This window comes from Ferribacterium limneticum (genome assembly GCF_020510565.1).
Classification (GTDB): Bacteria; Pseudomonadota; Gammaproteobacteria; order Burkholderiales; family Rhodocyclaceae; genus Azonexus; species Azonexus limneticus_B.
Genome location: NZ_CP075189.1, coordinates 99,722 through 111,317 on the forward strand (window position 1 = coordinate 99,722; position 11,596 = coordinate 111,317).

An 11,596-nucleotide genomic window follows, 5' to 3' on the forward strand; every position below is an offset into this window, starting at 1 on the left:
GAACCGGCCGCCTTCTGCGCATAGAATGGCGGCCTGCTGTCCTGAGCGGGCGTCGTATAATGGTAATACCCTAGCTTCCCAAGCTAGAGCCGTGGGTTCGATTCCCATCGCCCGCTCCACATCGAATTCATACAGGTCGTTTATCTGCAAAAAAGCCAACCGAGAGAGGTTGGCTTTTTGTTTTCTGGTGGTTGCTTCGGTCAAACAAATGGCTTTTCCAATGCTTCCAGGATAGGTGGACACACATAGTACCGTCCCCATTGTCGCCCACTGACCTCTTTCAATATCCCATTGCCTTCAAGGGCCTTTATCGCTGCATTGGCCGTTGGATGGGTCTTGCCCAGGATTTTTACGGCACGGGCAATTGTCATGTAAGGGTTAACGAACAGTTCATCGACCAAACCTAGCGCGTTCGGCTTATCCCGCAGTCTGGCTCGGTATTGTTCCCTGAGTGAGTGCAGTTCCTTTGCTTGCTGCCCGGCTTCCGTTGCGATCTCGGTTACTCCCTGGAGGAAGTAATGGAACCAGGGATTCCACTCGCCATGGGTACGAACCCGCTGAAGCAAGTCATAGTAGTCGCCTTTGTGGGCGTCGATGAATGCCGATAGATAGAGCAGGGGCTGGGACAGCCGTTTCCTTTCGAGAAGGAAGAAGGTGACGAGCAGACGGCCTACCCGGCCGTTTCCATCCAGGAATGGGTGGATGGTCTCGAACTGGACATGCATCATCGCGCACTGGATGAGATCAGGAATGACGTCGTGGAGATGCAGGAATTTCTCCCAATCTCCAAGGCAATCATTCATGTCGTCAACCGGTGGTGGGACGAACGCGGCGGTCATCGGGGTACTACCGGCGGGGCCTATCCAGTTTTGCGTTTTGCGGAATTCTCCAGGCGTCGCCTTGTCACCGCGCACGCCTTGCATCAACTTGGCGTGAATTTCGCGAATCAACCGGAGGGAAAGCGGCAATTCGTTCAGTAGATTGACGCCATGCTCCAGCGCAGTAACGTAATTCCGGACTTCCTTGATGTCGTCCGTGGCCGTGCGCTTGGTGTTGCCATCCTCGATTTCGTCGATGAGGAGGTCGGAGAGGCTGGCTTTGGTCCCTTCGATTCGAGACGATAGAACCGCTTCCCTTTTGATGTAGGGTGAAATCAACAGATGCGGGTTCGGTAGTTGCCCTCCTAGCCCGGAAAGTTCAGATAGCGCGGAATCGGCCTTCGACAAGGCAAGGGCCAGGCCCATGTCGAATTCGATAGGAGGTGGAAGTGGATTGGGAACAAAGGCCGTGTAGCCCTTTGGGGTATCGATCAAACGGCCGCTAGGTCTGTCTGAAAAATCGTTTTTATTCACGGTGTTACCCCGTTAACCGAAAGTTTCTTTCAAAGTATTTTTTGCTTTGAAAGAAAGTGGGTGTTTTTTTTCAAAGCGGAAAAAGGATTTGAAAAATATTTGTATCGGATTATATGCTTTGAAAGAAATTTGGCGAATTTTTTCAAAGCGATTGGGGGTTCAAAGTTTGTTCAACATACGATAAGTCTGTGGCTGGCGACTGTTGTCACATCTGGGGTTGTTTGCGAGTCACTGGCGATTAGACAATGGTTTAGCCGAGCGAAATTCAGGAGGGTTCGAGGTAATAATGAGGTTTCCTGGAATGGTCGAAATGGTCGAAATGGTCGCTCAGGCGATCTGGCAGCGTTGTTCCGGAGCCAGCTATTTCAGGGGGCTTTTCTCTTCATATAAAAAGGAGACATCATGATTTTTGAAGGTGGTTGCTATTGCGGCGAGGTGCGTTATCGGGTCGAAGGCGAGCCGGTCCTGGAGGGGCAGTGTCACTGTCGCCAGTGTCAGTACATCACGGGGGGCGAGCCGAATACGTTCATCGCTGTCCCGTCGAGCGGCTTTGCCTACACCAAGGGCAATCCGGCCTCATTTACGCGCAGCGATGTGCCCAATGCGGTGACGCGCCGGTTTTGCCCGAACTGTGGCACGGCGATTGGCACTGAGATTCCGGGTGGGTTGATGGCGGTGAAGGTTGGCACGATGGATGAGCCGGCCCGTTTTGTCCCCAAGGTCGCGATTTTTACGGTGGACAAGCAAGCGTTCCACATGATTCCCGAGGGCCTTCCCAGCTTCGAGAGAATGCCGGGCTGAGTTTTTATTTCAGACATTCCCCCCCGGCAAGCTGTCGGGGGGTGTAACCAAAGCAATTGGTTTTCAGCCGAGCAGTTTCCGCTGGTCGAGGTATTTTTCGAGGATTTCGAGGCGGGCGAGCGGGTCGTCGAGTTCGAGCAGTTTTTGCTTGGCGAGGTTCTGGATGGGCAGGACTTCGGTGATGCGAAAGCCGACCCATTCGGCCTCGTCGTAGCGGTGCGGTTCGGGCAGGCGTTCGTTGCCGAGGTCGTCGACGACGCGGCGGAGCAGCGGGACCAGGCGCTGGCGTTCGGGCGGTAGCGGTGTCGGGCCGCTTTCGGCGAGCAGTTCCACGCTGGCTTCAAGCTGGTTGTTGGCGCCGACGCTGGTTTCGATGATGCGGAAGCGGCGGCTGCCGTGGGCGGTGATCATCAGGATGCCGAGCTGTTCCATCTCCCAGTCGCCGATGGTGGCCAGCGTGCCGACGGCGTGCGGTTCGGCGGTGGCACCGACTTCGCTGCCTTTTTCGATGAGGCAGACGCCGAAGGGCGAGCCGTCTTTCATGCAGGCGGCGGCCATGTCGAGGTAGCGTTGCTCGAAGATCTTGAGCGGCAGCACGCTACCCGGGAAAAGCACGGTGTTGAGCGGGAAGAGCGGGATGCGCATCGTTTCGACGGCGTTGCCGGTCGGCGAGCGGACGAAGTCGAACCAGCCCATCATTCGCCCCAGCGCTGCATCAGCGTGTGCGGCACGCCGATCTGGTCGAGGATGCGGGCGACGACGAAATTGACGATGTCCTGGACGTTTTGCGGATGGTGGTAGAAGCCCGGGCTGGGTGGCAGGATGACGACGCCGGCGCGGGAGAGGCGCAGCATGTTTTCGAGGTGGATGGCCGAGAACGGCGTTTCGCGCGGCACCAGCACGAGCTTGCGGCCTTCTTTCATGACGACGTCGGCAGCGCGTTCGATGAGGTTGTCGGCCAGGCCCTGGGCGATGGCGGCCAGGGTGCCCATCGAGCACGGGCAGACGACCATGGCGTCGGGCGGGTTGGAGCCGGAGGCGACCGGGGCGAACCATTCTTCGCGGCCGAAAACGGCGAGGTTTTCCGGGTTGACCGTGGGAAAGCGGGCGAGCAGGGCGGCTTTGGCCTCGGACGGGCGCGACGGCAGCTCGAAATCCAGTTCCTGTTTGGCGACGACTTGCGATGCCTGCGAATAGAGCAACTGCACCTTGCAGCCGGCGTCAAGCAGGCATTCGAGCAGGCGCAGGCCGTAGGGCATGCCAGAGGCACCGGTCAGCGCGAGGCAAATCGTTTTAGGCATTGGAAACTTCCGGAGGCGCAGGTTCAGCCAGCAGTTTAGCCGCGATCAGGCCGTTGATGGTGCCGAAAACCAGTGCCGCGGCGGCGAAAACCGGGGTGAGCAGAAAGACCCCGTCGTGCGGAATGAGCCAGACGCGGGCGAGCAGCAACTGGCCGCCGATGTGGGCGAAGGCGGCGAGGATGGACAGGCTGACCGGGCCGAACCAGCGGGCAGGCAGATGACGGGCGAGACCGAGGGTGAGCAGGCTGAGCGTCGTCCCGATGAGCGACAGGAAGAAGCCGGGGGCGAGGAAGAAGCCGAGCAGCAGGCTGCCGGCCAAAACCCGCAGGGCGCTGACCCAGACCGCCGTGCCCCAGCCGTAGCGGGCCAGGACAACGAGGGTGACGATGTTGGCCAGCCCCGGCTTGACGCCGGGCAGCGGCGACGGGATGGCGGCGTCGACCAGCGAGAGGCCGACCGCCGCCGTGGCCAGCCAGGCGACGCGGCGGTCCTCGGCGGTCACGGTGAGTTCAATAACTGATCGAGTCATAGACCTTGGTCCGCCCGGCGATCTGGACGCTGACGCGATTCGGGGCGCAGATGGCGATTTCGCCGGGGCGCATGAGCCAGCCCTGCTTGACGCAATACTGGCGCGGGCTGGGGTCGGAGACGACGCGGGCACGGCCCGGTTCGACGGCGATCAGCGTGGTGCCGAGCGGGCCGGCGACTGCGTATTGCTTGCGGGCCTTGAGGTCGACTTCGGCGAAGACCTTGCCTTCCTGCCGGATGATGGCGCGGTCAGCCAGCCCGCCTTGCCAGAAAATCGGGATGCTGGCGCCGACTGCGGCGGCGCTGAGCAGCATGATCAGCCAGTCGCCGGGGCGGATCAAGGGCAGCCAGCTCATGGCCTTGCCCGGCGCCGGGGCATTTCGATTTTGGCCATTATTTCCGGTTGACCGTGGAATTGGCTGCCTGCAGCACCCTCAGCCGCCAGCCAGCGTACGATGGCGGACCAGGACCCGGGCCCGCGTGGCGAATTCGTTGGCCAGCCATTCGGCCATGTAAACCGAGCGGTGCTGGCCGCCCGTGCAGCCGATGGCGACGGTCAGGTAATTGCGGTTGTCGCGGATGTAGCAGGGCAGCCAGGTGGCGACGAAACGGCAGATGTCGTCGCGCATGCGGCGGACTTCTTCCTCGGCTTCGAGGAAATCGACGACTGGCTGGTCGCGGCCGGTCAGCGGGCGCAGTTCGGGGTCGTAGTGCGGGTTGGGCAGGCAGCGGACGTCGAAGACGAGATCGGCATCGAGCGGAATGCCGTGCTTGAAGCCGAAGGACTCGAACATCAGGGTCAGGCCCTGGCCCGGCTCGGCCTCGATGAACTGGCGGACCCATTCGCGCAGGCCGCTGGCTTTCATGCCGCTGGTGTCGATGCGGTGGCCGAGGGTGGAAATCGGCTCGAGCAATTTGTTTTCGGCCCGGATCGCTTCTTCCAGCGTCTGTCCGGCGGTGGCCAGCGGGTGACGGCGCCGCGATTCGGAATAGCGCTTGAGCAGCGTTTCCTCGTGCGAAAAGAGAAAGAGGAAGGTGATTTTGACGCCGTCTTCCTTCAATTTGTCGAGCTTGGCTGGCAGCAGCTCGATGCCGTGGCCGGAGCGGGCGTCGATGGCGACAGCCACCTTGCCGACATTTTCTTCCTTGAGCATCCCGGCGAGGACCGTCAACATGATCACCGGCAGGTTGTCCACGCAGTAATAGCCGGCGTCTTCGAGCAGGTTCAGGGCGACGGACTTGCCGGACCCGGAAAGTCCGCTGATCAGTATGAGTTCCATGGAGGCAGAGCATAATCAAGGCGGCGCACGGTATCAACCCGCGGCATAATATAAAGCCGGCAGTCTTTGTACGAGCTGCACGTCATTCCCGCGGCCTCGACACACCCGGGACTCCGCTTCGCGGCGGGCGAAGCGGGAATCCGGTTCAAGCATGGACTCCCGCTTTCGCGGGCGTGACGAATCAGGTTGCCGGCGAACAGAAAAACAGGAGATCAACATGACCCCGACAATTCCATTGCTCGACCTGCCATTCCTGGCTGAACTGACGGCGCTGCGCCGCGACATTCACGCCCATCCCGAGCTGGCTTTCAACGAGAACCGGACGGCCGACATCGTCGCCCGCGAACTCGAGCGCTACGGCCTCGAAGTCCATCGCGGCATCGCCAAAACCGGCGTCGTTGGCGTCTTGCGCGCCGGTACCTCGTCCAAGATGGTCGGCCTGCGCGCCGACATGGATGCGCTGCCGCTGGCCGAAATGAACGAATTTCCGCATCACTCCAAGCACGCCGGAAAGATGCACGCCTGCGGCCATGACGGCCACACCGCCATGCTGCTCGGTGCCGCCCGCCACCTGGCGCAGCACCCCGATTTCGATGGCGTCGCGGTCTTCATCTTCCAGCCGGCCGAGGAATCCGAAGGTGGCGCCGCGGTGATGATCGAGGATGGCCTGTTCGAGCGTTTCCCGGTCGAGGCGGTGTTCGGCCTGCACAACTGGCCGGGCATCCCGGTCGGCGAAATGGCTGTTATGCCCGGGCCGGTCATGGCCGGCACCTGCGCCTTCGAGATCATCGTACGCGGCCACGGCTGCCACGCCGCCATGCCGCATCAGGGTGTCGATTCCATCGTCGCCGGCTCGCAGTTGGTGCTGGCCCTGCAAACCGTGGTCAGCCGTACGCTGCACCCGTGCGAATCGGCCGTCGTCAGCGTCACGCAATTTCATGCCGGCGAGGCGTGGAACATCATTCCCGAAGAGGTGATTTTGCGCGGCACCATCCGCAGCTTCAAGCCGGAGGTCCAGGAAAACATCGAACGCGCCGTCGAACGGCTGTGCAGCGGCATCGCGGCGGCCAACGGGGCGCAGATCAGCGTCCAGTTCGACCACCGCTATCCACCTACGGTCAACAGCGTCAACGAGGCCAAATTCTGCCGCGAAGTCGCCGGCGAAGTCTTCAAACCGGAACGTGTGCTGACCGACATCCTGCCTTCGATGGGCGCCGAGGATTTCGCTTACATGCTCAACGAAAAGCCGGGTTGCTACGTCTGGCTCGGCAACGGCCCGGGCACCGGCGGCTGCACGCTGCACAACCCGCACTACGATTTCAACGACGAGTTGCTGACGCTGGGCGCCAGCTACTGGGTGCGCCTCGTTCAGCGTTATCTGCCGGTAAAACCAGCGGCCTGAGCCGGTTTTGCAGGCGAAAAAAAGCGGCGTTCAACGCCGCTTTTTAGCAATGGGCGCCGCCCCGTCTAGAGCTTGAAGCGGGAAACCTGCTGGTTCAACTCGCCGGCCATGCCTTTCAGGCGTTCGGCCGAAGCGACGACGTCGCGCATGGCGCGGGCCCCTTCTTCGATCAGGTTGCGCACTACGCCAATGTGGGTCTGCATCGTTCCTTCGTTCTGATACTCGACGCTGATGGCATCGGTGATGCGCGCCACCACCTGTGTCACCTCGAGCGAACTGGTGTTCATCTGGTCGAAGGCGTCGCGCGCCTGGTTGGATAGCTGGACACTGCCATCGACCTGCCGCATGCCGGATTCCATGGCATCGACGGCGCGTGCCGTGCCGGTGTGGATGCTATCGACCATGGCGGAAATTTCGGCGGTCGATTTTGTCGTGCGTTCGGCCAGCTTGCGCACTTCGTCGGCGACCACGGCAAAGCCGCGCCCCTGTTCGCCGGCGCGTGCCGCTTCGATGGCGGCATTGAGGGCGAGCAGGTTGGTCTGGCTGGCGATGTCGGAGATGACGCCGAGGATCGAATTGATCTGGGCGGACAGCGTGCCCAGTTCGCGGATGTGGGTGGCCGTGACCTGCACCGAACTGGCCATCGATTTGGTTTCTTCGGCGGCCTTGCTGGCTAGCGCCGCGCCGCTGCCCGAGATTTTGCTCGACCCCTGAACGATCTGCTCGGCTTCCCTGACGGCATTCATCACCTGGCCGAGGCTTTCGGAGAGCACTTCGCCATTGCTGACCATGTTGCGGGCGACATCCAGTTGCTGATCGCTGCCGCTGGCTACCTGCGAGGTGGCCGACGCCATCTGGGTCGCCGTCTGGGCGACGTCGCTCGCATGCCTGGCCAGCGTGCTGACCAGTTCGCGCAGGTGCACCTGCATGGCAGCCAACCCGGCCAGCAGACTGTTACGGTCGTCATCGGCAATGGCGATCGGTTGCGTCAGGTCGCCGGTGGCGATCGCGTTGGCCACCTGACGGGCGTAGCCCGGCTCGCCGCCGAGTTGGCGGCGAACATAGGCCAGCGTGGTGATGACGCTGGCGATGCCGACCAGAATGGCCAACGCCGACAGCGCCAGCACGATGTTGCCGGCCTGTTCGGCCTTGGCGGCCACTTCGTGGCGCTGGGCATCGGTGGCCTTGTCGATGACCTCGAGGTCATCAAGCAGGGCCTTCTTCAAGGCCCGCCAGGCGGGCGTTTCCTTGCTGTTGATCAGGGTCTTCGCGTCATCCGTGCGGCCCGCCTTGATGGCGGCGAGAACTTCAGTCTGGGCATCGGCCTGGGCTTTGGCGAGGGGTCCGAGGCGGGCCAGCGAAGTGCTGAAGCCGTCGACGGACGCGGCGGCGCTGGTGGCGCGTTCGCGCGCCGCGGCGAAGTCCTTGCGGGCTTTTTCGAGATTGTCGAAAGCCTTGGGATTGCTCGGGTCGAGGACAATGTTGCGCAACGCCTGGCCCATTTGCAGCCCCTGGCTGTACATATCCTGATAGCCGTGCTGCAGGGCACCGATGCCATCGAGGAAGCTGCCGAAGCGGGCCGATGTGCTGCGCAGGCCGCTGTTGGCGACAACAACGGCGGCAATGAAAGCGGCCATGATCAAGGCCATGCCAAGCAACAGTCGGTTACGGAAACTCATGGCCCTACCCCTTTTGTAATATTAGGGTTTCATTGTACGGCCACCGTTTTGCAACAGCCAGCCAGTTTAGCCGGCGGTGATCATTCCATCGTTGAGCCTGAGGGCATTGACCAGCAGCAGTTCGCGTTCGAGGCCGGCGACCAGGCGCTCGTCGGAGAGATTCAGAAAGCGGGCGTTGACGTCGACGGCGAACGGTAGCGAGAGCACGAAGGCGGGAAAGTCGGCTTTCGGCAACTGGCGTTTTTCCATCATCGCGAAGGAGACGATGACCTTGATGGCATGCCAGGCCAGTTGCCCGATATTGCTGCGGAAGTTGCCAAGGCGCCGGAAAGCCCGTTCAAAAGCGGCGTCCACCGTGGAAAACGGCTTGCCGTGGCCGGGAATGACGATGTCGATGGGCAGCCGGGCGAGCATTTCGAGGGTTTCCTGCGTGCTGGCCAGGCCGTCGGCTTCGCCGAGCAGTTCCGGGAAGATGACGCCGAAGCCGTTTTCCCAGAGGGCATCGCCGGAAATCAGGATGCGCTTTTCCGGGTTGTAATAGGCCAGCGCCTCCATGTCGTGGCCGGGAACGGCCAGTGCCTGCCAGTTGAGGCCGCCCATTTCGATTTCGTGGTTGGCGTCGATCAGGCTGTCGTGCTGGAAGCGGGCGCTTTGCTGGCCGAGAGGGGAGAGCAGCAGAGCATCCTTGTCCCACTCGGCAATGGCCGCGTGCAGGCCGGCCGGGACGATGATCTCGCAGTCAAAGGCGGCCTTGAGCGCGGCATTGCCGCCGATGTGGTCGGAATGCGAGTGGGTGTTGATCAGCCGAGTCAGTTGGCGGCCGGCCAGGGCGTGATGGACCAGTTGGACCGTCTGTTCGGCATGCGTGACGTAGCCACTATCGACCAGGGTGGCCTGATCGCCATCGAAAAACAGGATGTTGTTGGCCGACAGCCAGCCGCGCTCAAGGACGAGCAGGCTGGCCGGGAGGTCCGGGTTCATTCCGGCTTTTCCGGGCTGCCATCACGATTGGCCGGCTGCGTTGTCGTTGGCACGACCAGCTCGGCGACGATGTCCGGTGCGCTCAGCGGCGGCCGGCCGCAGCCGAGGCAATAGCCGGAATCGGGGTCGGCCATGCAGATGCCGACGCATTGGTAGAGTTCTTCGTCGTTCATTTTGTGTTGGTGTTGCTGCGACTATTGCATTCCTGCGGAGCCTGTTCGTGGCGTCGCCGGGCGACGTTGGCCAGGATGTGCTGCTGCCCGGCGTCGTCGAGGCGCGACCAGGCCGTGATTTCATCGATAGTGCGCAAGCAACCTTGGCACAGGCCGTTGCTCGCATCCATCTTGCAGATGTTGATGCAGGGTGAGGTGGTCATTTAAATGAGCATGAAGCGGTGTTGCTGGTCGCGGACCATTTCAACGGCTTCGAGGGCTTCGTCGCGACTGATTCTGGCCAGCATGGCCAGATGAAGACGGCGGTCACGGGCAGTTAGTTCCGGGAAGTTGAGCGTATGGGCGTTGATATCCTCGTTGCCGTCGTCGGAAACAATGCCCTGACGGTCGACCGTGATGCTGACCGGCGTCAGGTGCAGGGCCTCTTCGGGCGACTTGAGGTAGTCGGCCAGCGCGTGGACCAGATGCTCGGGCATCAGCGATTCGGCGGTGTGGCGCAGTTTGGTGTCGAGCTCGGCGAGGTGACGGGTGCCGACTTCCAGGGCATGGTCGCCCGAGGTGCCGCGCAGGATGGTGAGGTGGGCGCGTTCGACCGAGACATCGGCACGCAGGCCTTCGCGCTCGTCGCGCAGGGCTTTCACATGGGCGTGGAAGGTATGGAGCAGGCTTTCGAGCGCCTTGCAGCGCAGGCCGTGTCGGGTGGCGTCGAGCTGGCAGCTCGGCTCGATCAGCGTCTGGCCGGAGAAAAAGAGCACGAGCTGGGGGACGTCGTTGCGGATGACATCGCCTTGTTGCGCCATGCCGAGCTGCTTTTTCTGTTGCCGGCGGGCGGCGAACATGGCGTAGAAATACTCGTTTTCCCAGCTGCATGGCTCGGCGAGAAAATCGCGCACGGCCTGGCTGCGGCCGAGCATCTGGTCGATGTCGCCGGCCGTGGCGAACAGCGCGTGCACCAGCGGATCGTTGGCGAAGGCCTTGCGGTTGATGTCGATCGGGCCGGGCAGCGAGGCGACCAGCCCGTCGCAGTAACCCAGCGCGTATTCAACCGGGCCGCTCAGGTGCTTTTCGAAACCGGGGGCAGCCTTGAGCATCGGGTCCACCATCTCGGCCACCCGGTCGAGCGCCTTGCGCAAGGACGGGTCGAGCGGCGGCGCGGGCTTGAGAAAATCGGCTACGGTGGAAAGAAGGCTCACTCGGACCTGGCACAAAGGGCCCGGCCGGCTTTGGCGCCATTCGGGCGGTTGATGGCGCTGGAAATCCAGTCGCCGACAATTGCCAGTTTAGCCAGATCGATGCCGGTTTCAATGCCCATGCCTTGCAATAGATAAACAACGTCCTCAGTCGCCACGTTGCCGGAGGCGCCTTTGGCGTAGGGACAGCCGCCGAGGCCGGCGATCGAGCTGTCGAAGACGGCCATGCCCATCTGCAGTGAGGCGTAGATGTTGGCGACAGCCATGCCGTAGGTGTCGTGGTAATGGCCGGCCAGTTTTTCGATGGGGAGGAGTTTGGCGCAGGCTTCGATCAGGCGTTTGATGGAAGCCGGATTGCCGACGCCGATGGTGTCGCCGAGCGAGACTTCGTAACAACCCATGTCGAACAGGGTTTTGGCGACTTCGGCAGCTTTTTTCGGGTCGATGGCGCCTTCATACGGACAGCCGACGACGCAGGAAACGTAGCCGCGGACCGGAATTTCCAGTGCCGAGGCAGCCGAAACGATGGGTTCGAAGCGTTTCAGGCTCTCGGCAATCGAGCAATTGATGTTTTTTTGGGAAAAAATCTCGGAGGCAGCGCCGAAAATGGCGACTTCGGTCGCGCCGGCTTCAATGGCCGCATCAAAACCTTGCAAATTTGGCGTTAAAACCGGGTAGACCGTAGCAGCGTGGCGTTTGATGCCGCGCATGACCGCCGCGTTGTCGCCCATCTGCGGCACCCATTTTGGCGAGACGAAGGAGGTCGACTCGATGACGCGCAGGCCGACATCGGCCAGGCGTTCGATCAGTTCGATCTTGATCGCCGTCGGGACCACCTGCGCCTCATTCTGCAACCCGTCGCGCGGGCCGACTTCGACGATTTTTACCTTGCTGGGCAGCTTCATGGGG

At 61.8% G+C, this 11,596-nt stretch carries 14 protein-coding genes and 1 tRNA gene; 3 read left to right on the top strand and 12 right to left on the bottom strand.

Going from position 1 to position 11,596, the window contains the following annotated elements; translation table 11 throughout:
* The first annotated feature begins 45 nt into the window (after positions 1 to 45).
* A tRNA-Gly gene (locus tag KI610_RS00440) sits at positions 46 to 119 on the top strand.
* Positions 120 to 200: 81 nt separating this feature from the next.
* Here the strand turns inward: KI610_RS00440 and KI610_RS00445 are convergent.
* Positions 201 to 1,352, bottom strand: a complete 1,152-nt coding sequence (locus KI610_RS00445; protein WP_226496769.1) for a Fic family protein — start codon at positions 1,350 to 1,352, stop codon at positions 201 to 203.
* A gap of 402 nt (positions 1,353 to 1,754) precedes the next feature.
* Here KI610_RS00445 and KI610_RS00450 point away from each other — a divergent pair, with 402 nt between their 5' ends.
* On the top strand, positions 1,755 to 2,153 hold the full coding sequence (locus KI610_RS00450; RefSeq protein WP_226496770.1) for a GFA family protein: 399 nt from the start codon (positions 1,755 to 1,757) through the stop codon (positions 2,151 to 2,153).
* Between the two features lie 63 nt (positions 2,154 to 2,216).
* Here the strand turns inward: KI610_RS00450 and KI610_RS00455 are convergent, their stop codons facing one another.
* The 5 genes from KI610_RS00455 to rapZ all read right to left on the bottom strand — a co-directional run bounded on the left by KI610_RS00455 (position 2,217) and on the right by rapZ (position 5,262).
* A complete protein-coding gene (locus tag KI610_RS00455) occupies positions 2,217 to 2,852 on the bottom strand; it encodes an LON peptidase substrate-binding domain-containing protein (RefSeq protein WP_319004199.1) in 636 nt (211 codons plus the stop codon).
* Positions 2,849 to 3,454, bottom strand: a complete 606-nt coding sequence (locus KI610_RS00460) for a flavin prenyltransferase UbiX (protein ID WP_226496771.1) — start codon at positions 3,452 to 3,454, stop codon at positions 2,849 to 2,851. Before KI610_RS00460 ends, KI610_RS00455 begins: the two co-directional genes overlap by 4 nt.
* Positions 3,447 to 3,983 carry a Gx transporter family protein gene (locus KI610_RS00465; RefSeq protein ID WP_226496772.1) on the bottom strand — a complete coding sequence of 179 codons (537 nt, stop codon included), beginning with the start codon at positions 3,981 to 3,983 and terminating at the stop codon, positions 3,447 to 3,449. The genes KI610_RS00460 and KI610_RS00465 overlap by 8 nt, the downstream gene beginning before the upstream one ends.
* Complete coding sequence (locus tag KI610_RS00470) at positions 3,964 to 4,338, bottom strand: NusG domain II-containing protein (protein ID WP_226496773.1); 375 nt, start codon at positions 4,336 to 4,338, stop codon at positions 3,964 to 3,966. Before KI610_RS00470 ends, KI610_RS00465 begins: the two co-directional genes overlap by 20 nt.
* Before the next feature lie 78 nt (positions 4,339 to 4,416).
* Complete coding sequence (rapZ, locus tag KI610_RS00475; RefSeq protein ID WP_226496774.1) at positions 4,417 to 5,262, bottom strand: RNase adapter RapZ; 846 nt, start codon at positions 5,260 to 5,262, stop codon at positions 4,417 to 4,419.
* Positions 5,263 to 5,479: 217 nt separating this feature from the next.
* On the opposite strand from rapZ, the gene KI610_RS00480 reads away from it, so the two are divergent.
* On the top strand, positions 5,480 to 6,664 hold the full coding sequence (locus KI610_RS00480; protein WP_226496775.1) for a M20 aminoacylase family protein: 1,185 nt from the start codon (positions 5,480 to 5,482) through the stop codon (positions 6,662 to 6,664).
* A gap of 65 nt (positions 6,665 to 6,729) precedes the next feature.
* Here KI610_RS00480 and KI610_RS00485 read toward each other — a convergent pair whose 3' ends face one another.
* The 6 genes from KI610_RS00485 to KI610_RS00510 all read right to left on the bottom strand — a co-directional run bounded on the left by KI610_RS00485 (position 6,730) and on the right by KI610_RS00510 (position 11,592).
* On the bottom strand, positions 6,730 to 8,343 hold the full coding sequence (locus KI610_RS00485; RefSeq protein WP_226496776.1) for a methyl-accepting chemotaxis protein: 1,614 nt from the start codon (positions 8,341 to 8,343) through the stop codon (positions 6,730 to 6,732).
* A gap of 66 nt (positions 8,344 to 8,409) precedes the next feature.
* Positions 8,410 to 9,324 (bottom strand): MBL fold metallo-hydrolase, encoded by a 915-nt coding sequence (locus KI610_RS00490; protein ID WP_226496777.1) that lies wholly within the window; start codon positions 9,322 to 9,324, stop codon positions 8,410 to 8,412.
* The gene (locus KI610_RS00495) at positions 9,321 to 9,497 is read right to left on the bottom strand and encodes a DUF1289 domain-containing protein (protein WP_226496778.1); all 177 of its coding nucleotides are present in this window, start codon (positions 9,495 to 9,497) and stop codon (positions 9,321 to 9,323) included. Before KI610_RS00495 ends, KI610_RS00490 begins: the two co-directional genes overlap by 4 nt.
* Complete coding sequence (locus KI610_RS00500; RefSeq protein WP_226496779.1) at positions 9,494 to 9,700, bottom strand: DUF1289 domain-containing protein; 207 nt, start codon at positions 9,698 to 9,700, stop codon at positions 9,494 to 9,496. The genes KI610_RS00495 and KI610_RS00500 overlap by 4 nt, the downstream gene beginning before the upstream one ends.
* Positions 9,701 to 10,690, bottom strand: a complete 990-nt coding sequence (locus KI610_RS00505) for a hypothetical protein (protein ID WP_226496780.1) — start codon at positions 10,688 to 10,690, stop codon at positions 9,701 to 9,703. It lies immediately after the preceding gene.
* Positions 10,687 to 11,592 carry a hydroxymethylglutaryl-CoA lyase gene (locus tag KI610_RS00510; protein ID WP_226496781.1) on the bottom strand — a complete coding sequence of 302 codons (906 nt, stop codon included), beginning with the start codon at positions 11,590 to 11,592 and terminating at the stop codon, positions 10,687 to 10,689. Before KI610_RS00510 ends, KI610_RS00505 begins: the two co-directional genes overlap by 4 nt.
* Positions 11,593 to 11,596: the final 4 nt, after the last annotated feature.

Bases quoted from the DNA above. Each gene is read 5' to 3' on its own strand.
- KI610_RS00450 (WP_226496770.1), top strand. From the start codon at position 1,755: ATGATTTTTGAAGGTGGTTGCTATTGCGGCGAGGTGCGTTATCGGGTC.
- KI610_RS00455 (WP_319004199.1), bottom strand. From the start codon at position 2,852: ATGATGGGCTGGTTCGACTTCGTCCGCTCGCCGACCGGCAACGCCGTC.
- KI610_RS00460 (WP_226496771.1), bottom strand. From the start codon at position 3,454: ATGCCTAAAACGATTTGCCTCGCGCTGACCGGTGCCTCTGGCATGCCC.
- KI610_RS00465 (WP_226496772.1), bottom strand. From the start codon at position 3,983: ATGACTCGATCAGTTATTGAACTCACCGTGACCGCCGAGGACCGCCGC.
- KI610_RS00470 (WP_226496773.1), bottom strand. From the start codon at position 4,338: ATGAGCTGGCTGCCCTTGATCCGCCCCGGCGACTGGCTGATCATGCTG.
- rapZ (WP_226496774.1), bottom strand. From the start codon at position 5,262: ATGGAACTCATACTGATCAGCGGACTTTCCGGGTCCGGCAAGTCCGTC.
- KI610_RS00480 (WP_226496775.1), top strand. From the start codon at position 5,480: ATGACCCCGACAATTCCATTGCTCGACCTGCCATTCCTGGCTGAACTG.
- KI610_RS00485 (WP_226496776.1), bottom strand. From the start codon at position 8,343: ATGAGTTTCCGTAACCGACTGTTGCTTGGCATGGCCTTGATCATGGCC.
- KI610_RS00490 (WP_226496777.1), bottom strand. From the start codon at position 9,324: ATGAACCCGGACCTCCCGGCCAGCCTGCTCGTCCTTGAGCGCGGCTGG.
- KI610_RS00495 (WP_226496778.1), bottom strand. From the start codon at position 9,497: ATGAACGACGAAGAACTCTACCAATGCGTCGGCATCTGCATGGCCGAC.
- KI610_RS00500 (WP_226496779.1), bottom strand. From the start codon at position 9,700: ATGACCACCTCACCCTGCATCAACATCTGCAAGATGGATGCGAGCAAC.
- KI610_RS00510 (WP_226496781.1), bottom strand. From the start codon at position 11,592: ATGAAGCTGCCCAGCAAGGTAAAAATCGTCGAAGTCGGCCCGCGCGAC.